The sequence below is a fragment of the Mucilaginibacter phenanthrenivorans genome (genome assembly GCF_024721155.1).
In the GTDB taxonomy this organism is placed as follows: Bacteria; Bacteroidota; Bacteroidia; order Sphingobacteriales; family Sphingobacteriaceae; genus Mucilaginibacter; species Mucilaginibacter phenanthrenivorans.
This window is the reverse complement of sequence record NZ_JAHVAP010000010.1, coordinates 282688-308988: the sequence shown is the minus strand read 5'-3', so window position 1 is coordinate 308988 and position 26301 is coordinate 282688. Positions and strand designations below refer to the sequence as shown.

The following is a 26301-nucleotide window of genomic DNA, read 5'->3' as shown; positions in this document are numbered from 1 at the left end:
TTTATGAGCATTATTATTACTAATAACGTTAGCACTCTGAATTCATGTCAAATATTCCTTCAAATATTAAATTTCTTCGTAAAAAGAAAGGCCTCACACAACAGCAATTTGCTGATGAATTAGGCATAAAACGTTCATTGGTAGGCGCTTACGAAGAGGAAAGGGCTGATCCGAAATACGATCTACTAAAAAAAATAGCATCATTCTTCGACATCTCTATTGATGACTTTATCAATGAAGAAATTGACGAAAAGTGGGCCCCAAAGCCAAAAGGAAATCCGGCCAACCTGCGTGTTTTAAGCATTTCTGTTGATAAGGAAGACAACGAGAATATAGAATTGGTGCCAATGAAGGCAAGTGCAGGCTATTTAAATGGCTATGCCGATCCCGAATATGTGGCCAAATTGCCCAAGTTTTATTTACCCATGTTTAAACAAGGCACCTATCGCGCATTTGAAATTAAAGGCGACTCGATGCTGCCTTTACAATCAGGCACTATTATAATAGGTGAATACGTTGAAAACTGGGGCGACGTAAAACAGGCTGAAACTTATGTTGTAGTCTCTAAAAACGAGGGGGTTGTTTACAAGCGCATCGGAAATAAATTTAAGGACAATAAAAAATTAAAGCTGGTATCTGACAACCCTGTATACGATCCTTACGAAATAGGCGGCGAAGATATCCTGGAGCTATGGAAAGCAAAAGCCTATATCTCCACCCATCTGCCAATCCCAACTCCTGAACCAACCCTCGAAAGCCTAACCGGAATGATGGCCCAGATGCAGCGGTCAATATCGAATCTTCAAGGTAATAATTAGTTAATGGGGTTGGATTGGTTGATTAAGTAAGTGGTTGAAATAAAAACAATTGCTTTTAACCTAATCAACCCAATCCAACTTATTCAACTCAATCAACCACCTCACCACCACGCAACAATTAAGTTACATGTTAACAATTAAACCTTATTGAGGTTATCTTTATCTATAGATTAAAAAAACTAAAAAAAGATGAGAAAAATTTTGTTAATGTGCTGCTTCCTAATTGGAATTACAGCAGTATGTCGCGCACAAGGTGGCGGCAGAAGAACCCCTGAAGAAAGAGCTAAGCAAATGCAAACACAGCTTAAACTAACTGACGACCAAACTACTAAAGTTACAGCGATATTTCAGTCACAATCAAAAACAATGGACAGTTTGCGTACAGCGGGCGCCGATAGGTCAACGTTTCGCCCGTTAATGCAGGCATCTAACGAGAAAATCAAAGCCATTTTAACTCCTGATCAGGCAGCAGCATGGCAGAAAATGATGGATGAGCAACGCGCACAAAGGCAACAAGGCGGCGGTGGTAATTAATCGCCAACTAAAGTTTTTTAAGAAGGCGCTTCGTTAACCGAAGCGCTTTTTTAATTTAGCACAAAATTTGGGGCTTGACATCATCAGAACTATTCATCGTAAAAAAGCTGCAGGAACGGCAACTTGCCGGTAACTACAGAGCGCTACAGCCTGACAATGCTTTAATTGATTTTTGTTCGAACGATTATCTGGGGTTTGCCCGTTCCATCGAACTAAAAAATAAAATTGATGCGGAAATAAGTCGAGCCGGCTTAACTACAAATGGATCAACAGGTTCTAGGTTATTAGCCGGTAATTCAAACTATACAGAAGAAATCGAGCAATATATCACTGATCTTCATAACGCAGAAGCGGGCTTGATCTTTAACTCAGGTTACGATGCCAACCTTGGTTTATTTTCATCCTTACCACAACGCGGCGACACTATAATTTTAGATGAGCTTATCCACGCCTCAATAATAGACGGTGCCCGTTTAAGCTTTGCTAACCGCTATAGCTTTAAACACAATGATCTTAATAATCTTGAAGAAAAGTTAAAACGGGCTAAAGGTAATTGTTATGTGGCCATTGAAAGCGTGTATTCGATGGACGGTGATACGCCTGCCCTTGCAGAAATTGTGGCACTTACAGAAAAATATAATGCCAATTTAATTATTGACGAGGCCCATGCCGTAGGATTATATGGATTTGGCTTAGTGAGTGAACACCTACAGCGCAAAGTTTTTGCACGTGTAGTAACATTCGGAAAAGCTTTGGGTTGCCATGGGGCCATTGTTTTGGGAAGTAAGCTTTTACGTGAATACCTAATAAACTTTGCCCGGTCGTTTATTTATACTACAGCCGCTTCGCCCGGTCAAATAGCAGCAATCAAGATAGCATATGTGCATTTAAAAGCATCCGATGAAGAAATAGAAAAATTAAAAACCAACATCCGACTTTTTAAACACTCCGTAAATAATGTATCCGGTTGTAAACTTATTGAAAGTGACAGCGCAATACACTGTTTGATTTTAAAAAGTAATGAAAGAGCAAGGGAGGCTGCAAGCCTGTTACAGCAAACAGGACTTGACATTCGGCCAATACTTAGCCCTACCGTGCCTCAGGGAAGCGAGCGGATTAGAATTTGCCTTCATTCCTTCAACACACCGGAACAAATAACTTTATTGACCGCTACTATTAATACATTTACCAATGCCGAATAGAACGATATTTATAACAGGAATAGGAACCGAGATTGGCAAAACGATCGTATCAGCGGCCCTGGTTGAAAAATTAAGGGCCGACTACTGGAAACCAGTACAATCTGGCGATTTGGATAACAGCGATACGATGAAGGTGAGAAACCTGATTACCAACGATATTTCTGTTTTTTACCCGGAAACGTATAGGCTAACCCAGCCCTTCTCTCCACACAAATCAGCTGCTATCGATGGTATCAGCATTGATAAAAACAAATTCGTAATTCCTGAAACCGACAATACTTTAATTATAGAGGGTGCAGGTGGGTTGATGGTGCCGCTTAACGATAAATTCCTCATGATAGACCTGATCAGGCAGCTAAATGCTGAAGTGATATTGGTAACCAAAAACTATTTGGGGAGCATTAATCACACACTTTTATCTATCGATGCATTAAAGCACCGTCATATCCCGATTAAAGGGATCATATTTAACGGCGTAAAGGATATTTACTCAAAGGAATATATTCTCAAATATACCGGTATCGAATTATTAGGGCATATCCCGGAATATAACCTGATCGACAAAAAAGCTATTATCGATGCGGGAGGATATGTAGAAATTTAGTTGTAAGTGTTGTAAAAGTTGTAGTTGTTGAAAGCGGAACAAATCTTCCAATAAATTACAACTTTTACAACACTTACAACCTTTACAACAACTAACTTTACTAAATGAAGAACATCACCGTAATAGGCTCCGGCACAATGGGTAACGGAATTGCACATACATTTGCGCAGCATGGCTTTACAGTTATTTTGGTTGATATCAACCAGGATGCTTTAACCAGGGCAATCCAAACCATCACCAGTAACCTTGATCGTCAGCTTAAAAAGGGCACAATTGACGAACAGCTTAAGTCGGATACGCTAAACAACATAACAACTTCTACAGATCTTAAAACCACTGTCGCAAAAGCAGACCTGGTTATAGAAGCCGCAACAGAAAACCGCGAAATAAAGCTAAACCTGTTTAAACAGCTAAGCGACTTTTGCAAGGATGGAGCGATATTGGCTTCAAACACATCATCCATATCGATTACTCAAATTGCATCGGTAACAAAAACTCCGGGAAATGTTATAGGCATGCACTTCATGAATCCTGTTCCCGTAATGAAGCTCGTGGAGGTGATCCGCGGTTACGCTACGACTGACGCGGTTACAGCTACTATTATGGAGTTATCCAAAAAGCTCGATAAGGCGCCGGTTGAAGTAAACGATTATCCGGGATTTGTGGCCAACCGCATCCTGATGCCGATGATAAACGAGGCTATTTATACCTTGTACGAAGGTGTTGCCGGAGTTGAGGAAATTGATACCGTTATGAAATTAGGCATGGCCCACCCGATGGGTCCGCTGCAACTGGCAGATTTTATTGGACTGGATGTTTGCCTGGCTATATTAAAGGTGCTATATGACGGTTTTGGCAACCAGAAATATGCACCTTGCCCCTTGTTGGTAAACATGGTGACAGCAGGGCACACAGGTGTAAAATCAGGCAGCGGCTTTTACAAGTACACACCGGGAAGCAAGGACCTGTTGGTAGCAGAAAAATTCCTTTAGAATCTCCAAAATTTACGAAGTTTTAAAAACTTCGTAAATTTGAACTATTCCCTATTTTTCTTCCGGACTCTACTGACTTTCGGACTAACCAATCTCTAATCTCCAGCCTCTAATTAACTAGCTTAAACCTTTTCTCAAAATAATTGTCTATGTATTCATCTATTATTTAATATTTAATATCTATGAAAACGATATCAAAATTGGGAATAATGACTGCATTAGCGGGATCGTTATTCCTGTCAGCATGTGAAGGAACTTATTATGTGGCCGATCAGCCGGTTGAACCTGTTTATGAACGACCTGTTGCACCCTATGCCGGCGCAGTTTGGATTGATGGTGATTGGGGCTACAGCGGCGGACGTTATGTTTATCGCAGAGGCTACTGGGCGAGGCCGAGAGTCGGCCGGGCTTATGTACGCGGCGGATGGACACACACCAATCGCGGGTATGCCTGGCATAGAGGACATTGGAGATAAAAGCCAAGCCCCCAGCCCCTAAGGGGAGCAAAAAAAATTAAAAAGCAAAAGGCTTCGCGGATAGAACTGCAAAGCCTTTTGCTTTTATTCCCCCTTTAGGGGGATAGGGGGCCTACATCCGCTCCGGCACGTCTATCCCCAATAATTTCATTCCTTTATTAATCACCTTTCCTGATGCTGCCGATAATTGCAATCTGAATTCTTTTACATTTTCATCGTCCGCCTGTAGTATCGAGCATTCGTGGTAGAATTTGTTGTAGATTTTAGCCACCTCGTATACATAATTCGCAATTACTGCCGGGCTGTAGCCATCTGCAGCAGCCTTTATGATTTCCGGGAACTGGGTTAGTGAAACGATCAGATCCCGCTCTTCAGGTGCCAATTGGCTAACCGTAACGTCAGCATTGGTAATTTTAGCCCTGCTTAATACGGACCGAATTCGCGCATGGGTATATTGAATAAACGGTCCGGTATGCCCCTGGAAATCAACCGACTCTTCAGGATTAAATAGTAACCGCTTCTTGGGATCAACCTTTAACAGGAAATATTTTAAAGCGCCCATACCGATGGTATGATAAAGCTGTTGCTTTTCGTCCTCGCCAAAGCCATCTACCTTACCCATCGCTTCTGTTTGCTCTTTGGCAGTCTGCTCCATTTTTTCGATCAGGTCGTCCGCATCTACAACCGTTCCCTCACGCGATTTCATCTTACCGGTAGGCAGGTCAACCATCCCATAGGATAAATGGAAAAGGCCATCAGCTCCATCCTTACCTAATTTTTTAAGAATGGTAAACAATACCTTAAAATGGTAATCCTGCTCGTTACCTACTACATAGATTGATTTATCCATGTGGAAATCATTGTATTTCAACTGCGCGGTACCCATATCCTGGGTCATGTAAACCGAGGTACCATCCGAGCGTAAAACTAATTTTTCATCAAGTCCTTCCGAAGTTAAGTCGATCCAAACTGAGCCGTCATCTTTCCTAAAGAAAACACCCTTCGCTAATCCCTCATCAACAATATCCTTACCTAATAAATAGGTGTCAGACTCGTAATAGAATTTATCAAAGGTTACGCCGAGTTTCCTGTAAGTTTCAGCAAATCCGCCGTAAACCCAATTGTTCATGGTTTTCCAAAGGCTGATGACTTCTTCGTTCCCTGCCTCCCATTGCTGGAGCATTTCCTGGGCTTCCTTTATTAAAGGCGCATTCTTTTTTGCCTCCTCTTCGGTTTGTCCTTCGTCCTTTAATTCCTTTATCTGCGCTTTATATTCCTGATCGAAGATCACATAATACTTCCCAACCAAATGGTCACCCTTCAACCGTGTCGATTCTGGCGTTTCGCCATTCCCGAATTTTTGCCACGCGAGCATCGACTTACAGATATGAATCCCACGGTCATTAACCAAATTTGCCTTTATAACTTCGTAACCAGCAGCACCCAGGATCTCAGAAATAGAGAAGCCCAATAGGTTATTCCTAACGTGACCTAAATGCAATGGTTTATTGGTATTAGGCGATGAGTATTCTACCATCACCTTTTGGCCATTTGCAGGTACAACGGCGAATGTATCGGGTAATATTTCGTTATAGAGTTGATTTATCCAATACTCATCAGCTATGGATAAATTCAGAAAACCCTTTACTACGTTAAAACCTGAAACCTCACTTAATTCGTTTTTAAGAAATTCCCCAACCTCTGTCCCGGTTTGTTCAGGTGACTTTTTTGAGAATTTGGTGAATGGAAAGGTAACCACAGTAACCTGTCCTTCAAACTCCTTGCGGGTTTCCTGCAGGTTTATATCGGCAGCGGCAATATCAATATCGTATAGGTGTTTAACAGCTTTAACAGTAGCGTCGAGAATAAAATTCATGGTGCAAAAATACGAATTTTAGTCCGAAAGTTGTCTGAATCAGAATTTACAGAATTAGAGAATTCTCTGAATTATGTTTGGAAAACCGCCGAAACAGACTGACTTTGCATTCTGCAAATTTCGAAATCCTGTAAATTCCAATTCAGACAAAGAGTCACTCGCCCGACGGCCCAACTAACCTCTAATCTCTGACCTCTAATCACTATATTTGCGCTTCTACAACCCATTTATGACACTTAGCAACAGCGAATTTAAATTAGATGTAACATCCGAAATTGGAAACCTGCGCGCATTATTGATCCACAGCCCTGATAACGGCCTGGGCAAGGTGGTGCCATCAAAAGCACAAGACTGGCTTTTTGAAGACATCGTACACCTGGATACCATGCGCAAAAACGAATACGACTATTACGTTAAGTTGTTGATGTATTTTCTTGATCCTGGAAAGATAAAAGGCAAGCTGGCGCAAATAGACGCCGAGCAAAGTAACCGCTCATTTTATAAGCCTGATGACAAGGCATTCCATGCTTCAAACAAGGTTATAGAAATCCAAAGTTTGCTGGAAGATATTTTGCATGACGATGATACCCGTAAAAAAATGGTTGCATCTGTTTGTGCCATTGAGAATTGCACTTATCGCCTGCAATTAAAATTAATAGCAACCGAACCTGTGGAGCTTGCGAAGGTGATCATTTCTGGTTCGTTTAATAAAAACGAAATGATCTTCGCTCCTATCCCTAATTTGATTTTCTCCAGGGATATCGGGATCGCCATTAATAATTATATGCTGCTCAACAAACCGGCAAAGAAGGCAAGGGCGCGCGAAACGTTGATAATGCGGTATATATTTTTTAACCATCCGCTGTTTGCTGCTTATCAAGACAACATACTGGAGATCCCTGAAACAGTTCAACATTTTTTACGCCCCGGCGAGGATACCGATCAAAAGACCACGCTTGAAGGCGGCGATGTGATGATGGTTAGCCCAAAGCATTTGATAATTGGTTGCAGTGAGCGCACTTCGGTAAGCGGCGCCAACGAAGCCATAAAGCTGCTGTTTGAAAACGATGTGGTAAAAAAGGTGACCATTGTAAAAATTCCGCATAAGCGTGATTACATGCATATCGACACGGTTTTTACGCAGGTAAAACGTAATATGTGGGTGCTGTTGCGCTCGTTATCTGCAACAGAAACCGCCATTCAAAACAATGAACCAATAGCCTGGTTTGCTGATAAAAAAAATAAGGATAAGCCTGAGATTGTTCAATTTAGGAAAGATAAAAGGACAAAGACCTTTGATACTTTGGAAGACCTGCTAACCGATATCAGCGAGAACGATCTTAAAAGTGCAGAAAAAACCGAGTTTATTTATTCAGGCGGCGATACTTTTCCTTACGATGCACGTGAGCAATGGACCGACTCCTGCAACTTACTTGCTGTAAAGGAGGGGGTAGTTTTAGGCTACGACCGCAACGACAAAACCGTTGAGGCATTCAAGGAAAAAGGCTTTACCATAATAAAAGTTGCCGACCTGTTAAAACAATTTGAGAGCGGCGAACTTAATCCAGAAACGATGATTGACACACTCATCCTGATGCCGTCCGCCGAGCTTTCACGCGCCCGTGGTGGTTTTCATTGCATGAGTATGCCGTTACAAAGGGATGAAATTTTATAGTTCATGGTTGATGGTTCACAGTTCATGGTAGCTTCAGCTATTCACTACTAGGAACCATTCCGCATGAACTTCGGCTATGAACCATGAACTATCAACTATGAACCAGCAACAATCCACATCCCACATATTAATGATCCGCCCGGTAAACTTTGGATTTAACGAAGAAACGGCGGCAAGTAATGCCTTCCAAAACCGTAATACAGCCAAGGATGGCGTAAATGAAAAGGCACAAGAGGAGTTCGACCGTATGGTAAACACCTTGTGCAGCAACGGCGTTGATGTAACTGTTGTTGACGACACGCACGAGCCGTATACCCCGGATTCTATCTTTCCAAATAACTGGGTGTCATTCCATGCCGACGGCGGCATATTTTTATACCCTATGCAGGCTGAGAACCGACGTTTGGAACGCAGGGAAGATATCATTGCCAAGTTGGAAGATAGTTTTGCGGTAAAGCACATTATCGACCTAAGTCGGTTTGAGGTGGAAGATAAATTTTTAGAAGGCACCGGCAGCATGGTACTGGATAGGGTGAATAAAATAGCTTACGCATGCCTTTCGCCCCGCACCAACCGCGAGGTATTGGACTTGTTCTGTGAACAGGCTGGCTATACAGCTATCTGCTTTGATGCGGTTGATGAAAAAGGCAAAGCCATTTATCATACAAACGTGCTGATGTGTGTCGGCAGCAGCTTTGCAGTGATCTGTTTGGATAGCATCCCCAATCCGCACGAAAAAATTGTGGTTAAGGAATCTCTTTTGTCAACCCAAAAAGAAATTATCGACATTTCATTTGAGCAGATGAACAAGTTTGCCGGCAATATGCTTGAAGTAAAGAATGCAGGTGGCGAAAATTTGATAGTGATGAGTGAAAATGCTTTTAATGCCCTTTCGCCAGGACAAAAGACAGACCTGGAAAAGTACGGCAAGCTCATTTATTCTAATATCAACACCATTGAAACAAATGGCGGCGGAAGTGCAAGATGCATGATGGCGGAAGTACATCTACCTTTGGGTTCATGGTTCATAGCCGAAAAAGCCAGGGCGCCCGTCTCTTAACAGCGCAGCTACTATTAACTATGAACCCTCAAAAAATTACATAACAATACACCAATTGTTGTGTTTAAAAATTACATTTGCCAAAATTTTAATAAATGCAGAGTTACGAAGAGTTTCTTGACCTGAGTGTAGGTTTTCCGCAGGATGGTTTTGAGATAATTGAGGATGAACTTTATTTTCACGACCTCAATTTAATGGAGATGATAGAAACGTATGGCACTCCCCTACGATTCACTTATCTGCCTATAATTTCGAAAAAGATCCAGCAGGCAAAACTGCTGTTTCAGCAGGCCATCGTAAAGAATAATTATCGCGGCACCTATAAATATTGCTATTGTACCAAAAGCTCACACTTTAAACATATTGTTGAGGAAGCGCTTAAAAACGAGATCCACCTGGAAACTTCGTCGGCCTTTGATATGCCAATGATTGATGCTTTGGAGAAAAAAGGTGCTGTTAGCAAGGATGTTACCGTGATCTGCAATGGGTTCAAAACATTCCAGTATAAAACGTACATCGTCGACATGCTGCATGATGGCTTTAAAAACATCATCCCGGTATTGGACAACAAGGAGGAATTTAACCTGTATGATGACGAGATCGAGATGGATACCCCATGTAATCTTGGCATCAGAATAGCAGCGGAAGAGCAGCCGGACTCGCAATTCTATACGTCACGCCTTGGCGTGCGCATGGAGGATATTATCGATTTTTACTATAATAAGATCGAAGGCAATCCAAACTTCAGGGTTAAATTACTACATTTCTTTATCAACTCCGGTATTTCTGACACGCCATACTACTGGAACGAGCTGGAAAAATATGTTACCCTTTATTGCAAATTCAAAAAAATCAATCCGCATTTAGATACGCTTGATATTGGTGGCGGGATGCCTTTTAAAGATTCCCTGGTTTTTGATTTTGATTATGAATACATGATCAACGAGATTGTGAGCCGGATAAAGGAAATTTGTGCCGATAACGACACTGAAGAACCGGATATCATCACCGAATTTGGTAAATACACCGTTGCTGAAGCTTCGGGTATTCTTTATAAAGTATTGGGCCGTAAACAGCAAAATGACCGTGAGCGCTGGCTGATGCTGGATGGCTCGTTCATCACCAATCTGCCCGATGTTTGGGCACTTAACCAAAAGTACATCCTATTACCGGTAAACAACTGGGACAGCGAGTATGAGCGTGTAAACCTCGGCGGGATTACCTGTGACGGGCAGGACTATTACAACCAGGAAGCGCACATGAACAGCGTGTTTATGCCAAAAACCCGTAAGGTACAATACCTGGGCTTTTTCAACACCGGCGCTTACCAGGAAGTATTGAGCGGCTACGGTGGCATCCACCACTGCCTGCTGCCATCGCCAAAACACGTGATCATTCGCCGCAACCGTGATGAGACCTTTAACTTTGAAGTTTTCGGCGAGGAGCAGAACAGCAAGCAGGTATTGAAGATTCTGGGTTATACAACGTAGAGATTAGAGGTTAGAGACCAGAGATCAGGAAAAATTGTAGAGACGTAATACTGTGCGTCTCTTTAGAAAATACAAAGGCGCATAATAGCGCCTTTTTTGTTAAAATTGCGTGATGAAACACATCCCCATACACAAGATGCAGGAAACGGCCAATATCGGCTTGCTGCTGCACTATACTGATGAATTGCGGATGAAAAAGGAAACCGACGCACTAGGAGTGCATCGTGATGACCATTACATATTTTTCATAATAGAAAGCGGCTCGGTAGTAATGGCTGTTGATTTTGCCGAAGTAGAAATCCCCGAGCGCAACATTTATTACGTGCTGCCCGGGCAGGTACATTGCCTCGCCGATTCACGCAATGCCAACGGATGGTTTATGGCTATAGATACCTCATTGATACCAAATGAATTCCGGGAGATTTTTGAAGATCATTTAATATTGCAGCAGTCGTATCTTCTTTCAACAGAAAAATATGAACAATGCCATAAGCTGATCAGGTTACTAAGCGATGCCTATAAAAGTGACCCAAATGAGCCGTTTTATTTACAAACCGTTTATTCGTTGTTGAATTGCTTTTTGGGGATAGCGGCGGCCGGTTACAGTAATTACCTGCAAAACGTAAAGGCATCATCGCGTCCAAAACAAATAGTTCAGGATTTTAAGCGTTTATTATCCGAAAACTTCCTGGTTGAAAAAAGTCCGTCAGTGTATGCCGGGATGTTAAATATTTCAGGCTCCTATCTTAACGAAGCTTTAAGCAAAGTAACCGGTTTATCGGTATCGTACTGGATAAACCACCAGGTAATACTAGAAGCCAAACGGCTTTTATACTATACGCAGCTTACCGTTAAAGAAATTGCTCACCAGCTTGGATACGAAGATCATACCTATTTTTCAAGGATCTTTAAAAACGCCGAAGGTAAAACACCATTGGCCTTTCGCGACAGTTACCGCAAATAGTCCAACACCTACCCCGATCTATCTATTTCACGACTCGTCGTTTTCCGCTTCCTTTGTATTATTAAATCATCACTCCAATGAATACATTAATACTAAATAGCCTAAAGAAAAAAGCATCATTAGTTATAGAGAATAGGGTTTTAAAAACAGCCCTGGTGCTGGAAGTACGCAAATGGCCATCATCAAACATAATCGAAATCGATCTGCATATGCCTTTTACCAGCATGCATAACTGGAACGAGGTAAATTATATAAAATGCAAAGTAGCTGACTTCACCTACCGCGATTATACCCCATCTGGCTGGGATGCAGAAACGCAAACCTGCACGTTGTTTGTGGACGCTGGGCATAACGGACCGGGTAGCATATGGGCCAGTCAACTAACAAAAGGAGACGAGCTTGGCTATCTTCAAGTTAAATCTACCAGGCAAACGCCGGTAAACACATCGGCAGTTATTTGTTTGGGCGATGAAAGCAGTATTGGCCACATATTGGCTATGCAGCAGCTGGCAATGCCCGCAGCCCGATTTTCCGGCGCCGTGCTAATGGGAGATGAGCACAGCAGAAGCTTATTTAATGAATATTTCCGCACGCCGCTACAGCCCGTTTTACGAAACGACGTGTATGGGCATCATTCGTTAACCGAATGGCTTTTAAAGCAATCCTACAACCTTGAACATACGATATTTTATCTTACAGGGAATAACACAATGGTTAGCCAGCTACGGAAAACGCTAAAGCAACAGGGATATGGGCAGCATCAAATTAAAGCAGAAGGATTTTGGTCGTGAAATAAATTCACCAGGCCTATGAAGTTTTTAAAACCCCGTAGGTTTCCTTTTCATTCCGGGTTGAAGCAACGGCTTTGTTTGTAGACGTCCCGGCAGGATAAACAGAAGCTCCTCGATCTGGAATCTGCTCATCCAATTTCGCTGAAATACTTTTTATAGCATGATCCATACTTTCGGCTGAGCCGAAAAGATGATCCTCAAACTGGTAATACTCCCTCTCTCGGTTATCACTATTTTTAATAATATCAATAATGCCCAAAATATTTGAGAGGTGCTTTCTAACCTCGTGTGAATTTATAAAGGCAAGCTCTTCCTTCTGCGCCGTAAATAATAGCTTTTGATAATGCCGCTTTTGCCTTGCACTGCGGTAAAACAGCGTCACTATAGCTACGATCAGGAGAGCTACAACCACAGCAAACATCAACCACAAACGCTCCCGTTTATATCTTTCGTCCTTTTGAAGATATGAACCCGCCAATTCATCAATTTGAATTTGTGACGAAATACTGCCTACCTGTGTAAGCCTGTTGATAACATCCTCCGATTGTTCGAGCGCCATTTTAAAATTATAGTCAGCAAGCTGGGGATTATGGTTACCCTCGGCAATTTGCCCTAAAACCTTATATAAGTGATATTTAATTTCTGGGTGATTCACCTCCAGTGGTTCATCCAACAGTTCATTAATTATTCTAACTGCCGAATCAGGGTGCCCCCCATTAAAATAGGCGTCGGCCAGGTTCTGCTGATCCTGGTCGTTATATTTATAAAGGCTATCCGTCTGCATAGCCTTTATTAGCCTTACCGCCCTTTCAAAGTCGTATTGTAGCAGGTATAAATAATATTCTGTTCTTTTCTGATAGGTATAAAGCTTGTAGATATTACCTTTTATTGCTTTAAGTTTATCGCAATATTTTTTAAGCGAATCGGGCTTGTTCATCCTGAAAAAGTTCTCGGCCTTATTATAGTAAATGATCTTGTTGATATGCACGTCATTCGGACCATATTTTTGCGTTAAGGCTTCCGCCTCATCCAGGTAAAAAAGAGATTGATTGTAAAAATTATTTTTATAATAAACGTCGGACAAGTTCACGTTTATTTGCTGTTGTAAGAGGGGATCGTTCAGCGTTAACGCTTCTTTTTTTGCGAGCCCATAGCTTGTGACGGCTTCGATGGCATTACCCTCGTCGGTTTGAATAAATGCCAGGTGGCTTAAAAACGTGAATACCAGGTAATGATCGCCATTAACACCGGCATATTTAATGGCTTTTAACATTGCAGCCTCGGCGTCGTCCATATGCATTAACCGGCGCTGGTACATGGCCTCTGTAAAATATTCAAATGCCTTGTAGTTTTCTATTCCCCCTAATATTGTGTTCAACCTGGACTTTGCTGAACTCAGGCTGTCCACCGGGTGGGTTTGAAGGTATTGTTTGACGTAGCTTACAAGCTTTTTCTCTCTTACCTGCTGATCCTTAATCTTCAGAATATTCGGCATGCTGTTGCTGTCAATGGTCAACACGTCGGCATTGCCTTTAAAAGCAATACAAGCGGACAGCAGCAACACAAGCAGGAGATTTTTCAGCATCAGGTAAATTATGTAAAGACTTTATCCCGTGTCATATTGCATCTGCAATATTATATTAGGCCGGTTATTACTTTATACCAATTAAATGAAAAAAAAGTTGCCTAAAAGCAATATTTTATACTATTAATCAACAGCGAGAGTCCGGAGGACGGAGAGTCGGGGAAGTGCATAGAGAAAAGAAAGATCACAACGCTGTTTCGTCTTCCTATTTTCGGGCTCATCTAAGCATCAAATTTTTCCAATAGCTTCAACAGGGTTTCGAAATCTTTTGGATAAGGTGCGTGAATGGTTATGTCCTTGCCATCAACCAGTTTAAAACTCACCTCGTACGCATGAAGTGCGAAACGCTTCATAATAGGCTGTTCCTCCTGGTCCTTACCGAGATGATATTTGCGTTTTATTTTAGATAAAAAAACAGGCTGGCCCTTATACATTTCGTCGCCGGCTATTGATGCCCGCTGCGTGGCCAGGTGAATTCGGATCTGGTGCATACGGCCGGTAACCGGACGGCACTCCACCAATGTATAATGCTTAAAATATTTCAACGACTGAAACCAGGTCTCAGCCCTTTTACCCTCCTGCCGGCTGATAGTGACATTGCCCTTGCCTACATTTAAGATAGGCAGATCTATCAACAGGTTTTCGAAAATATGGGTACCATCAATAATGGCGTGATAAACCTTTTTAACCTGCCGTTTCTCAAACTGCATGGATACAGTACGGTACGCCTCCGGATTTTTAGCTATGATTAAGGCTCCTGACGTTTCCTTATCAAGGCGGTGACAGATCTGTGCATCTTCAGAATAGCCCTTTGCCAGGCGGAGCATATTGATCTCGCCGCCCTCGCGCTCATCCAACGAACTGATGAACGGCGGCTTGTTAACCACAATTATATCATCATCCTCAAACAATATCAGGTCGGCAAATTTCGGAAACTTCATAGCCGGCAAAAATACGGTTATTAATAAGCTTATAAAACAGGTTACTGTAATTATATGCTACTGCCTACGAATAATGCCCTTAATAACATACAAATCGCTGACTTTTTACTGTAGTTAAGTTTAAAAATAGCTTGGAATAATATTTGTTTATCGAAAATGCATACATCTAAATATAAAAAACAAAATGAGCGCAAACACAACCAAACCTGAAGAAAAGGGATTTTTCGAGAAGGTAAAAGAAACAATTGAAGAATTTTGGGATGGAACCAAAGAAAAAGCCGAAGATATAAAAGACGCAGCCGAAGATAAATTTGAAGACGTTAAAAAAGCGGTAACCGCCAAAAAAGCCACAGCTGCTAAAAAGGTAACTACCGCAAAGCGTGTTGTTGCAAATAAAGCCGCTGACGCCACCACCCAGGCTAAGGCAGCTGTTAAAACAGTAAAGGCAAAAGCCGATGCAAAAGTTACCGCAGCTAATGCCAAGGCTAAGGATGAAACTGCTAAGGCAAAAAAAGCAGTGGCTGAAGTAAAAGCCAAGGCGGACACAAAGGTTAAAGCTGTAACTACCAAAGCAAAAGCCGATGTAGCTAACGCTAAAAAGACGGTAGCAGCCAAAGCCACAAAGGCAAAAAATACTGCTACAAAAAGAAAAGCAACAGCAGCTCATTAAGCTGGCAGGATCTTACAAAGCAAACGAGCCGTTCAGTTTTGAACGGCTCGTTTGCTTTGTAAGATGGTTTGGTTAAACTACCTTGCTTCAAATTTATAGCCTACACCTTTTACAGTAGCCACACAATCATCACCAAGTTTTTCGCGCAGTTTGCGGATGTGTACATCAATCGTGCGGTTGGTAACCACTACTGAATCTTCCCAAATATTTTTCAGGATTACTTCGCGGGTGTAAACTTTGCCGGGCTTTGAGGCCAGCAAATAAAGCAACTCAAACTCTTTTTTAGCTAAAACCACTTTGTTTCCTCTTTGAAAAACAAGATAAGCTTCGCGGTCAATAACCAAATCACCAATTTCAAGTTTGTTATCAGTAACATCTTCGGCAGGGGCATTGCGACGAAGGATGGCATTTATACGACTTACAAGCGCCCGCGGCTTTATAGGCTTAGCTATATAATCATCGGCGCCAACGTTAAAGCCGGCAATTTCAGAATATTCTTCGCTGCGGGCCGTTAAGAACACCATAAAGGTATTTTTAAACTCAGGCATGGTGCGCATAATGCGGCACGCTTCAATACCATCCATCTTGGGCATCATTATATCCAGCACAATAAGGTCTGGTAATGAACGCTTCGCTTCGGCAACAGCTTCCTGTCCGTTGCGTGCCAGGAATACCTGGTAGCCCTCTTTTTTCAGGTTATATTCAATAAGCTCTAAAATATCAGGCTCATCGTCAACTATCAAAATTTTCTGTTTGTTAGAACTACTCATGCAGGTTAATTTTTGCGTAAAAGTAGGCGCGCAAATGTATCTTATGGTTAAAGATACATTAACAAATTGTTAAATGTTACTTTATTTTAACGATTTGTTGAGATTTGGTAAATGTCTTATTTAAAAATTCTTCAAGATCGGCGCCTGTTATGTTCTTTGCGACTATAATTCCCTGCGGATCGATGATGAAGTTTGATGGGATGGCCTCAACATGAAATAGCCTTTCGGTAGGGCCCTCAAAATTCTTTAGGTCCGAGCCGTGGCTCCAAGTTAGCTTATCAGCAGCAATTGCCTGCTCCCATTTGGCTTTATCCTGATCAAGCGATATCCCTAAAATATTCAAACCAAGTGGTTTGTAAATAGCATACTGTTTAACCACGTTGGGGTTTTCTGCCCTGCATGGCGCACACCATGATGCCCAAAAGTCAAGCATTACGTATTTGCCTTTATAATCAGATAGTTTTATTGGCTTGCCATCAATACCAGCTACTGTAAAATCAGGTGCTTTATGACCAACCGAAACGGGTTTTAGGTTCACCATCATTTTGATGAATTTCTGCACGCCCGGGTTATCCTTAAAGTTATCCTTAATATCATCCGCGTAAGTAATCATTTGTGCTTCATATTTTGAAGGATCAAGCGATGTTGCTGCATAGAAACCAGCCAGGGAGGTTTTGTTTGCATTTACAAACTTCAGAATCTCGTTACTGTAATCCACACTGTTTTTTTGAAACATCGGCAGGTAAATCTTTATCAGCGAATCAGATTCTTTGCCAATAGCCTGCGCCTTATCCTGGTATTCCTGGGTTATCTTGGCATTCTTCTCGCCATAAAAATTACTGATCTTGTTAAACTCCTTAATTTTCCCAGACTCGTCCGATCCCGAAACTTCGTAAGCATGTGTATTATCATTCAAGCTAGTGCTAAAATCAATGGCATCGCCATTTTTAGCGATCATATCAAATATGCTGCCTCCCACCCTTAGTTTGTAAAGATTAGCGTACGGTGCCTTGTGCTTGAACTGAAACTTGCCATTCTCGCTCAGATTTACGGAGTCAATAACAGCAACCGTAGAGCTGTCAGCCTCCATCAGGTAGATGGTTTTTAAGCTGCCTGGATTATTAATTACGCCCGAAATAGTAAAGGCATCCTTGTCTTTGCAGGAGTATACAGCTAATGACAAAATGGTAACGATACTTAGGATTAAATGCTTTTTCATTCTTTTATAGATTTGAGATGTGAGACGTGAGATTTGAGATAAAAACCATTTCGGTCTCATATCTCACGTCTCACATCTCATATCTATTTACTTTCCAGTTCCTTTATTAAAAGTTGATTCGTTTTCTGCGGATCGATCTTACCCTTCGAGCTTTTCATGATCTCACCCATAAACAGGCCCAAAACGCCCTTTTTACCCTTTTGGTATTCTATTACCTTGTCTGGATACTTCGCGATCGCATCCTGAATAAAGCGACTCACGTCATTATTATCACTGGTAATCAACAGGTTGAGTTCAGCTGCCAGTCCTGCGGCGGTTTTATCGCTGTTCTTAACAAGCTCCGGGAATAGTTTTTGTGACGCCACCGTGTTATTTACCTTACCGGAATCAACGAGTTTTATCAGTCCTGCCAGCGTTTCAGGTTTAAGTTTAAAGTCTGTTATAGATGTGTTGCTATCATTTAAATATGATTTTACAGATCCCATCAGCCAATTTGCTGCGGCTTTTGAATTTTCAGTATTAGCAATTAACGCTTCAAAGTATAAGGCGACATCCTTATCTGCGGTAATAACCCCGGCATCATACTCTGATAATCCTAATTGATCGGTATATTTATCATAAAGAGCGTTCGGCAATACCGGCATGGCGCTTTGAATAGTATTTACGTATTCCTTTGTTAATGCCAAAGGTGTAAGGTCAGGCTCAGGGAAATAACGATAGTCGTTGGCCATTTCCTTTGAACGCAATACAGAGGTTTCACCTGTATCAGCATTAAAATTCAATGTATTTTGATCGATGTGACCACCTGCTTCAATAACGTTAATCTGCCTTTCAAACTCATGCTCAATAGCTCGCTGCACATTCCGGATTGAGTTCAAGTTCTTTACCTCGCACCGATTGCCATAAGCAGTTGCGCCTTTTAATCGAACAGAAATATTGGCATCGCAACGCAGGCTGCCTTCCTCCATGTTGCCATCGCAAACATCAAGGTAACGGACAAGCTTGCGGATCTCTGTTAAAAATTGTCCTGCTTCTTCAGCGCTGCGCATATCGGGCTCAGTAACAATTTCAATAAGCGGCACCCCTGCCCTGTTCAGGTCGATAAGCGAATCGGCGTGGTGCTGATCGTGCATGCTTTTGCCGGCATCTTCTTCCAGGTGGATATGATGGATGGCTATGTTTTTTGTTGAACCATCTGTTAATCGCACCAAAACAGAGCCGCCTAAGCATATCGGCATATGATCCTGGGTTATCTGGTAACCTTTGGGTAAATCGGCATAAAAATAATTTTTGCGTGCAAAGGTGTTGCGGAGATTGATGGTGCAGTTGCAGGCAAGACCCATCTTTACCGCATATTCAACGGCTTTCTTATTAAGCCTTGGCAATGTGCCGGGGTGCCCTAGAGATATAGCGCTGATATGCTCGTTCGGTCCGCCGCCAAAGGCAGCTGAATCTGACGAGAATATTTTGCTTAAAGTTGATAACTGTGCATGAACCTCTAAGCCGACAACCAATTCATATTTGTCACTAATCCCGGCGGTAATACTTGTCATATAAATAAAATGCGGCGATGGTTTTTATCACTTATTAGGGTTCAAATATAAAGTTAATAGTGATGAATGCGAATATAGATGCGAAAAAATACCATCGCGGCACGGCTTTTGGCTTATGCAGTGCAAATAAATACTTAAACATGAAAAAAATCATTTTAAACTTACTTGCAGCAGCTTTCATAATTGCAATAAGCAGTGCCGAAACAAAAGCGCAGGTTAGCGTTGGCTTAAGCGTTGGGGTTAACACCTGGACGCCGCCTGCCGATTATTCAGACGCAAATTATTATTACCTACCGGATGTAGAAGGTTATTATTATGTCCCTACACATCAATATGTTTATATGGATGGCGGCAGATGGGTTTTCAGAGCCTCATTGCCTCCGCGTTACGCCTCATACGATATCCGTACAGGTTACAAAGTGGCCGTTTACAGGCCGCACCCTTACCGGTATTTTTCTCACGACCGTGTAAGTTATGGCAGGTACACGGGTCATGGAGGCGGTGGAATCATGCGTGATCGTTACCGTGCAAGATATGCACCTCATCACGACAATGGAAACCATTATGGTGAAAGACAACATGGATTTGACCACAATAGAGGACAGTTTCACGGCGGCGGCGATCACGGACATGGTGGCGGACGCCCGCAAGGTGGTGGTGATCATGGTCATGGCGGTGGAGATCGCGGTCACGGCGGTGGTGGTGATCATGGTGGCGGTGGCCACGGCGGCGAGCACGGACATCATTAATTATCGAGAGTTCAAAGTAATCAGTCACTCGCGCCGGGAAAGCGTTCCATTTTTACACATGGAACACCCGGAACACTATGAAACATACTCATTATAAGGTTATTACATTTTACACCAACAATAAGCAAGTGTAAATATTTGACAATGAGCGTTTTTAAGATTTATATTTAAAAACATATCGATGTAATCTATTTATAATCAACATGTTTCAGTTTTATAGATAATTAAAACTCGCGTTAGTCAGTAATTTAGTATAACAAGAAAACCGCCTTATGGGCGGTTTTCTTGTTTATATATAACTCCAGGTTATGCTAAAAAACTCTTCGCCTTTTCCAATGCCTTTTCCAATCCGCTGATATCGCTCCCTCCTGCAGTCGCAAAAAATGGCTGACCACCGCCGCCGCCTTTTATTTCTTTGGCCAGCTCTCTTACTATAGTTCCGGCGTTCAGGCCTTTTTCTTTAACAAGATTTTCTGCGATCATCACAGTTAATGATGGTTTGCCGTCTATATCAGCAGCTAATACCAGGAACAGGTCTGATACGATATCCTTCAACTGGTAAGCTAAGTTTTTAATGGCATCAGCGTTCGGTAGTTGAACTTTTTGGGCGATGAAATTAACGCCGCCTATCTGTTCGGCTTTTTGAGCCAGCTCATTTTTCAAACCTGCTGATTTCTCCAATACCGATTTCTCGATCTCTTTTTTCAGCTTCGAGTTTTCATCCAATAAGCTTTCTACGCTTTTTGAGATATCCTTCGGATTTTTCAAAAGTTCCTTTAACTGCTGAACCAGCTTATTTTGTCCAATGATGTAATCTTCAGCGCCCACACCGGTAATGGCCTCAATACGACGGACCCCGGCAGCAACCGCGCTTTCACTTACAATTTTGAAAAAACCGATCTGCCCGGTAGCCTTAACGTGTGTACCGCCACAAAGCTCCTTGCTGAATTCGTCGTCGAATGTGATCACCCGCACATACTCACCGTATTTTTCACCGAATAACGCAGTTACACCCATGTTGATCGCCTCGGCATAAACAACGCTCCGCTCCTCTTTAAGCGGGATATTTTCACGTACTTTTTGATTTACTATCGCTTCTATCTGCGCCAGCTCATCATCGGTTACTTTAGCAAAGTGCGAAAAGTCGAAACGTAAATAATCGGGATTCACTAATGAACCCTTTTGATTTACATGCGAGCCCAATACCTGCTTCATTGCCGCATGCAATAAATGCGTAGCACTGTGGTTACTATTGGTGCGATTGCGCAAAGCAGGATCAACAATGGCTGTTAAAGCATCGTCCAGATCCTCCGGCAATTTATCCGTAAAATGAACGATCAGGCCGTTCTCCTTCTTGGTATCGGTTACGTAAATGATCTCGCCATCCGGGAAGACCAATTCACCCTTATCACCCACCTGTCCGCCGCTTTCAGCATAGAACGGTGTTTTATCCAGTACGATCTGGTATTGCTCCGTTCCTTTGGCTTTTACCTTGCGGTATTTTACAATATGGGCAACACTTTCAGTTTCGTCGTAGCCGGTGAATTCAACAGAGTCGTCTTCTTTTAGGACTACCCAATCGCCGGTATCGATAGTACCAGCGGCGCGTGAACGGGTCTTTTGTTCCTGCAAAGCTTTTTCGAAGCCATTTATATCAACCGTCCAACCCTGCTCCGTTGCTAATAACTCGATTAGATCTATAGGGAACCCATACGTATCATATAATTCAAAAGCGACACTACCTCTAATAGTTTTTAAAAAACCATTAAGCCTCTCAAAGAATAAATCATCAGTGTCAGAATTTCGGCTAAACTCATTAATTCTTTCTAATTCAGTATCACTATAGGCTTGTTTTGAATCCGAAGAAAAAGTGCTTTTTAAAAATTGTATTGTGGAGGATGTGACACTTGCCCGATCCCATTCAATGCCGGAGTGGTATGTATCTATTTTGAGTTTAAACTTCTCCATTAGCTCACGCTCATAGTTAAAAAGTCTGATTCCCTTTTCCAATGTCCTCAAAAAGCTGATCTCCTCCTCCAAAATCACCTTCTGCACAAAATCCTTCTGGTCGTACAAATTATCAAACACACCTTTAAACTGCTCTGCCAGTAACGGCACCAACTGGTTTAAAAACGGCTCCTTAAAACCTAAATATTGATAGCTGTATCTAACCGCTCTGCGTAAAATACGACGGATCACATAGCCGGCTTTATTATTTGATGGCAGCTGTCCGTCGGCAATTGCAAAACTAATGGCACGGATATGGTCTGCCAGTACACGCATTGCAACCGCCTCGTTCCAGCCTTCTTCGCCCGGTTTGGCAGCGCTATTATATTGTTTGCCGCTTTTTTCAGCAATAAAACTGATCATCGGTTGAAAAACATCCGAATCATAATTCGATGTCTTTCCCTGCAGCACCCTAACTAATCGTTCAAAGCCCATCCCCGTATCCACATGCTTAGCAGGCAATGTTTGTAACGAGCCGCCCTTCAGCCTGTTGAACTGCATGAATACGTTATTCCAGATCTCAATCACCTGGTCGTGATCGGCATTTACAAGGGTTGCACCATTAACTAAAGCGCGTTCGCTATCCGGGCGGTTATCATAGTGAACTTCAGAACAAGGTCCGCATGGGCCGGTCTCACCCATTTCCCAAAAATTATCCTTCTTGTTTCCTGGGAGGATGTTTGCTTCATCAACATAAGCTTTCCAGAAATCGTAAGTCTCGGTATCTTTTTCCAGGCCTTCTTTTTCGTCACCCTCAAAGTAGGTAACGTACAGGCGGTTCTTGTCTATTCCATAAACATCAGTCAGCAGTTCCCAGCTCCAGGCAATGGCTTCCTTTTTAAAGTAGTCGCCAAAACTCCAGTTACCCAGCATCTCGAACATGGTATGGTGATAGGTATCTATACCTACTTCTTCCAAATCGTTGTGCTTGCCGGATACCCGCAAACACCGCTGCGTATCGGCCACACGCGGAAACTTAGGAGCTTCCTCGCCCAAAAAAAGCGATTTAAACTGGTTCATCCCCGCGTTGGTGAACATCAGCGTAGGGTCGTTTTTAATAACAATAGGCGCCGAAGGAACGATGGTGTGCCCCTTTGATGCAAAAAAATCAAGAAAAGCCTGACGAATTTGAGTAGCTGTCATGAGTGCAAAGGTAATTATTAGTCCGAAATTGTCTGAACCATGATTAAAGGATTTAAAGATTTCATGATGGCGCGGGATAAAATAGGCACCATATTGTAAATTGAGCGGATAAAGATTAAATTTGTTTATGGAAACCTTGAAAATTGATATTCAAAGCGATCAGGAAAAAAAAGTATTAATTGCTTTTTTAGACAGTTTGAGTTATCACTATAGAAGTGAGAGTGACGATTATATTTTAACTGATGATCAGGTAAAAGAAATGGTTCGACGTAAAGCTGATTTTCTTGCTGGCAAAACAACATCTCGTCCATGGAATGAAATAAAAACGAGATACGAAGGTGTTTGAAGTTGAATTACTAACTGAAGCTGAAAAAGAATTAGCCAATGCTTATGATTGGTACGAAGAACAATTAACGTCATTAGGTAATAGGTTTTATAAAGAGATCAAGTATTATCTAACTTTAATAGAAAACAATCCGTACCTATTTCAGATAAGGTATTCGGAAGAACTGCGGGCTGCGTCATTAAACAAATTTCCTTTTCTTATCATTTACTGGATTGACGAAATAAATCGCGTAGTTTACGTTACATCTATTTTTCATACCAGTCGCAGTCCAAAATATTTCTGATTTAATTCCGAAATCGAACATCCGAATTCCGAAATTCCAATTAAACAATTACATTTGCATATGCCATATAAAGAACGGGAAATCAGCAAGATGTACTACACCATGGGTGAGGTAGCCATCCTTTTCGACGTAAACCAATCGCTTATAAGATTTTACGAAAAGGAGTTTGACGTTTTGCAGCCTAAAAAAAATAAAAAAGGCAACCGTTACTTTACCCCCGAGGACATCGAAAATCTGAAGATCATCTTTAGTCTCATCCGAGATAAAGGCTATACCCTCAACGGGGCAAAAGAATATCTAAAAAATAATATGGCCGATACCAAGGACAGCCATCGCGTGATCAGCTCATTGGAAAGCCTGAAAAAATTCCTGATTGAGGTACGTGACCAATTGTAATTATTGATTGAACTGCTATCTTTATTCCAAATATGATAGCCAGCCACAAGGGTGAGATCCCCTTCCTTATCTACTTACTTCCCTTTATCGCCGGTATTGGCTTTGCTATTAATTTACATCCGGCAATTAGCTTTAATTGGTTTATTGCCGCGTTTGTTATTTTCACTCTTTTCTTTATCGTTTTTAATATAACCTACAGCAAATTAAAGCTATATAAATCCCGATGGCTTGGCGGACTATTGATTGCAGCAATTCTATTTACTTCCGGCTATATCCGTGTTATCCAAAATAAAGAGACAAACAACAAGGATCATTTTTCAAGGGCAAAGGCACAGCAACTGGTTGTGAAAATCAATAATGAACCTATCCTTAAAAACGGCTGGTTACGGTTTACAGCGGATGTTGAGGCAACGGTGAGTAACAACAAAACAACTTCATCCAGCGGCACCTTGCTTGTTACGCTTAAGGATACTGCAAGTCATTTGTATTATGGCGACGAATTAATTATTCCGACAAAATATACCATTGTAAACCAACCATTTAACCCGGCTGAGTTTAATTATAAACGATACCTGGCTAATCAGAATATTTACTACCAGGAGTTTTTGTTTCCCAAGCAATATAACGTAGTATCAAGCGGAAATGGCAACCCGGTTATCAGCTATTCCCTGCATTTAAGGCAATACTTCATCGCGAAGCTAAAACGCAATATGCGTGATACCAACGCTATTGCAGTAGCCTCAACCCTGGTACTTGGCTATAAGGCCGATTTAAGCAATGATATTTTACAGGCTTATTCCAAAACCGGGACAGTGCATGTGCTGTCTGTTTCTGGTGCACACGTAGCTGTATTTTATATATTCTTATCCTTTGCGCTTGGCTTTTTAAACAGGTTTAAATATGGCCGGCTGATCAAAGCCATCATTATAATAGCTGTTATCTGGTATTATTCGCTCCTTACAGGTTTTTCGCCGGCGGTTTGCCGGGCGGCTGTGATGATCAGCATGGTGGTGATCGGAAAAACTTATAATCGCTATATCAACACATTAAATATCCTTGCGTTATCAGCCTTTGGGCTGTTACTGTACAATCCGCTTTATATTGTTGACGTTGGCTTTCAGCTCTCCTACCTTGCAGTTTTCGGGTTGATCGTATTTCAGCCTATGGTGTACCAGTGGCTCGATCTTCAAAACAAATGGGCTGATAAGTTGTGGAAAGCCTGTTCGATTTCTATAGCCGCGCAGGTTATCACCTTCCCGTTGAGTGCTTTTTACTTTCACCAGTTCCCGGTCTACTTTTTGGTAAGCAATCTGTTCATCATTATCCCTACAGAAATCATCATGCTTTCGGGCATCGTTTACCTGCTGCTGCCGCAAATACCGTTTGTATCAAAAACAATTGCCTGGGTGTTTGAACAAACCATCCTGGTGATGAACAGGTTTCTAACATGGATTGAGCACCTCCCATTTGCATCCATAGCTAAAATATGGGTAACTACCACGGAGTATCTGTTGCTGTATACGATAATTATTTGCCTGTTTTATTTTTTGTACAACAGAGCAACGATATTTTTAAAAGTTGGTGTTGCTGCAATACTAATCTTAAGTATCAGCATTAGCCTGAAGCGGATTGACATGGAGCACTTAAGCAATATTGCCTGCCTGAATGTTAATAAGCACAAAGCAATTATTTTTAAGGATGGAGGTAAAGCCGTTATACTTACTGATCTAAAGGATACCGACAAGACTTACAGATATTCCATACAACCCTATTTGGATAGTTGCCAGGTTAGCCATAGCCGCTTACTTGCCGTTAATCAGAATATTAAAACGCCGTGGATAATGAAGCAGGGCGGATTGATCCAGTTTTTAAACCTTCGCATGTTTATCTTAAACAGCCAGCCTGAGGTGGAAAATCTTGCTGAGAAAATAAAAACTAATTATATTTACATAACAGGCAATCCACATACGACATTAGCCGTCATTAATAATACTTTTGATTATCAAACATTTATAGCTGACGGTAGTAACTGCGACGCCTACATTGACCGTTTGAAAAGTGCGGCAGGAAACAAAAACACAAATTATAAGATCCTGAAACGTAACATTTCGTTTAGCACTGTATCTAATTAAAACAATAAAAGAAAAACAAAATTTG

At 41.7% G+C, this 26301-nt stretch carries 24 protein-coding genes; 17 read left to right on the top strand and 7 right to left on the bottom strand.

The features are described 5' to 3' along the window. Positions 1 to 44 precede the first annotated feature (44 nt). From KXD93_RS23455 to KXD93_RS23430, 6 genes are all read left to right on the top strand, one after another. Positions 45 to 818 (top strand): XRE family transcriptional regulator, encoded by a 774-nt coding sequence (locus tag KXD93_RS23455; RefSeq protein WP_258139817.1) that lies wholly within the window; start codon positions 45 to 47, stop codon positions 816 to 818. Positions 819 to 1007: 189 nt separating this feature from the next. Further along, entirely contained in the window at positions 1008 to 1352 is a 345-nt protein-coding gene (locus KXD93_RS23450; RefSeq protein ID WP_258139816.1) for a hypothetical protein, read from the top strand. A gap of 74 nt (positions 1353 to 1426) precedes the next feature. Next, positions 1427 to 2554: an aminotransferase class I/II-fold pyridoxal phosphate-dependent enzyme gene (locus KXD93_RS23445; protein WP_258139815.1), complete on the top strand. Its 1128-nt coding sequence runs from the start codon at positions 1427 to 1429 to the stop codon at positions 2552 to 2554. Then, positions 2544 to 3158 (top strand): dethiobiotin synthase, encoded by a 615-nt coding sequence (gene bioD, locus KXD93_RS23440; RefSeq protein ID WP_258139814.1) that lies wholly within the window; start codon positions 2544 to 2546, stop codon positions 3156 to 3158. The genes KXD93_RS23445 and bioD overlap by 11 nt, the downstream gene beginning before the upstream one ends. 104 nt (positions 3159 to 3262) lie before the next feature. After that, complete coding sequence (locus KXD93_RS23435; RefSeq protein ID WP_258139813.1) at positions 3263 to 4150, top strand: 3-hydroxyacyl-CoA dehydrogenase family protein; 888 nt, start codon at positions 3263 to 3265, stop codon at positions 4148 to 4150. 182 nt (positions 4151 to 4332) lie between these two features. Continuing rightward, the gene (locus tag KXD93_RS23430; RefSeq protein WP_258139812.1) at positions 4333 to 4626 is read left to right on the top strand and encodes a hypothetical protein; all 294 of its coding nucleotides are present in this window, start codon (positions 4333 to 4335) and stop codon (positions 4624 to 4626) included. A gap of 112 nt (positions 4627 to 4738) precedes the next feature. Here the strand turns inward: KXD93_RS23430 and argS are convergent, their stop codons facing one another. Further along, positions 4739 to 6502, bottom strand: coding sequence for an arginine--tRNA ligase (argS, locus tag KXD93_RS23425; protein ID WP_258139811.1), 1764 nt, complete (start codon positions 6500 to 6502; stop codon positions 4739 to 4741). 229 nt (positions 6503 to 6731) lie between these two features. Between argS and KXD93_RS23420 the strand changes: the two genes are divergently transcribed. The 5 genes from KXD93_RS23420 to KXD93_RS23400 all read left to right on the top strand — a co-directional run bounded on the left by KXD93_RS23420 (position 6732) and on the right by KXD93_RS23400 (position 12482). Further along, complete coding sequence (locus tag KXD93_RS23420) at positions 6732 to 8177, top strand: arginine deiminase family protein (protein ID WP_258139810.1); 1446 nt, start codon at positions 6732 to 6734, stop codon at positions 8175 to 8177. 97 nt (positions 8178 to 8274) lie between these two features. Continuing rightward, positions 8275 to 9237, top strand: a complete 963-nt coding sequence (gene ctlX, locus KXD93_RS23415) for a citrulline utilization hydrolase CtlX (protein WP_258139809.1) — start codon at positions 8275 to 8277, stop codon at positions 9235 to 9237. Between the two features lie 95 nt (positions 9238 to 9332). After that, on the top strand, positions 9333 to 10727 hold the full coding sequence (locus KXD93_RS23410) for an arginine decarboxylase (RefSeq protein WP_258139808.1): 1395 nt from the start codon (positions 9333 to 9335) through the stop codon (positions 10725 to 10727). A gap of 112 nt (positions 10728 to 10839) precedes the next feature. Then, positions 10840 to 11691: a helix-turn-helix domain-containing protein gene (locus KXD93_RS23405; protein WP_258139807.1), complete on the top strand. Its 852-nt coding sequence runs from the start codon at positions 10840 to 10842 to the stop codon at positions 11689 to 11691. A 77-nt stretch (positions 11692 to 11768) separates the two neighbouring features. Further along, on the top strand, positions 11769 to 12482 hold the full coding sequence (locus KXD93_RS23400) for an SIP domain-containing protein (protein ID WP_258139806.1): 714 nt from the start codon (positions 11769 to 11771) through the stop codon (positions 12480 to 12482). Between the two features lie 16 nt (positions 12483 to 12498). On the opposite strand, the gene KXD93_RS23395 is transcribed toward KXD93_RS23400, so the two are convergent. Continuing rightward, on the bottom strand, positions 12499 to 14067 hold the full coding sequence (locus KXD93_RS23395; protein ID WP_258139805.1) for a tetratricopeptide repeat protein: 1569 nt from the start codon (positions 14065 to 14067) through the stop codon (positions 12499 to 12501). A 221-nt stretch (positions 14068 to 14288) separates the two neighbouring features. Next, the gene (locus tag KXD93_RS23390; protein WP_258139804.1) at positions 14289 to 15008 is read right to left on the bottom strand and encodes an RluA family pseudouridine synthase; all 720 of its coding nucleotides are present in this window, start codon (positions 15006 to 15008) and stop codon (positions 14289 to 14291) included. 184 nt (positions 15009 to 15192) lie between these two features. Between KXD93_RS23390 and KXD93_RS23385 the strand changes: the two genes are divergently transcribed. Beyond that, entirely contained in the window at positions 15193 to 15678 is a 486-nt protein-coding gene (locus tag KXD93_RS23385) for a hypothetical protein (protein ID WP_258139803.1), read from the top strand. 77 nt (positions 15679 to 15755) lie between these two features. Here the strand turns inward: KXD93_RS23385 and KXD93_RS23380 are convergent, their stop codons facing one another. The 3 genes from KXD93_RS23380 to gatB all read right to left on the bottom strand — a co-directional run bounded on the left by KXD93_RS23380 (position 15756) and on the right by gatB (position 19220). Continuing rightward, on the bottom strand, positions 15756 to 16448 hold the full coding sequence (locus KXD93_RS23380; RefSeq protein ID WP_258139802.1) for a response regulator transcription factor: 693 nt from the start codon (positions 16446 to 16448) through the stop codon (positions 15756 to 15758). Between the two features lie 76 nt (positions 16449 to 16524). Then, positions 16525 to 17667: a redoxin domain-containing protein gene (locus tag KXD93_RS23375; RefSeq protein WP_258139801.1), complete on the bottom strand. Its 1143-nt coding sequence runs from the start codon at positions 17665 to 17667 to the stop codon at positions 16525 to 16527. Positions 17668 to 17750: 83 nt separating this feature from the next. Continuing rightward, positions 17751 to 19220, bottom strand: coding sequence for an Asp-tRNA(Asn)/Glu-tRNA(Gln) amidotransferase subunit GatB (gene gatB / locus KXD93_RS23370; protein WP_258139800.1), 1470 nt, complete (start codon positions 19218 to 19220; stop codon positions 17751 to 17753). Between the two features lie 140 nt (positions 19221 to 19360). Between gatB and KXD93_RS23365 the strand changes: the two genes are divergently transcribed. Further along, positions 19361 to 19969 (top strand): hypothetical protein, encoded by a 609-nt coding sequence (locus KXD93_RS23365; protein ID WP_258139799.1) that lies wholly within the window; start codon positions 19361 to 19363, stop codon positions 19967 to 19969. A 306-nt stretch (positions 19970 to 20275) separates the two neighbouring features. On the opposite strand, the gene alaS is transcribed toward KXD93_RS23365, so the two are convergent. Further along, positions 20276 to 23119: an alanine--tRNA ligase gene (alaS, locus tag KXD93_RS23360; protein WP_258139798.1), complete on the bottom strand. Its 2844-nt coding sequence runs from the start codon at positions 23117 to 23119 to the stop codon at positions 20276 to 20278. 127 nt (positions 23120 to 23246) lie between these two features. On the opposite strand from alaS, the gene KXD93_RS23355 reads away from it, so the two are divergent. Genes KXD93_RS23355 through KXD93_RS23345 form a run of 4 tightly spaced genes read left to right on the top strand, consistent with a single transcriptional unit; the run spans position 23247 to position 26276 of the window. Beyond that, a complete protein-coding gene (locus tag KXD93_RS23355; protein WP_258139797.1) occupies positions 23247 to 23465 on the top strand; it encodes an addiction module protein in 219 nt (72 codons plus the stop codon). After that, complete coding sequence (locus tag KXD93_RS30660; protein WP_373417372.1) at positions 23458 to 23748, top strand: type II toxin-antitoxin system RelE/ParE family toxin; 291 nt, start codon at positions 23458 to 23460, stop codon at positions 23746 to 23748. The genes KXD93_RS23355 and KXD93_RS30660 overlap by 8 nt, the downstream gene beginning before the upstream one ends. A 60-nt stretch (positions 23749 to 23808) precedes the next feature. After that, complete coding sequence (locus KXD93_RS23350) at positions 23809 to 24144, top strand: MerR family transcriptional regulator (protein WP_258139796.1); 336 nt, start codon at positions 23809 to 23811, stop codon at positions 24142 to 24144. A gap of 32 nt (positions 24145 to 24176) precedes the next feature. Next, entirely contained in the window at positions 24177 to 26276 is a 2100-nt protein-coding gene (locus KXD93_RS23345; protein ID WP_258139795.1) for a ComEC/Rec2 family competence protein, read from the top strand. Positions 26277 to 26301 lie beyond the last annotated feature (25 nt).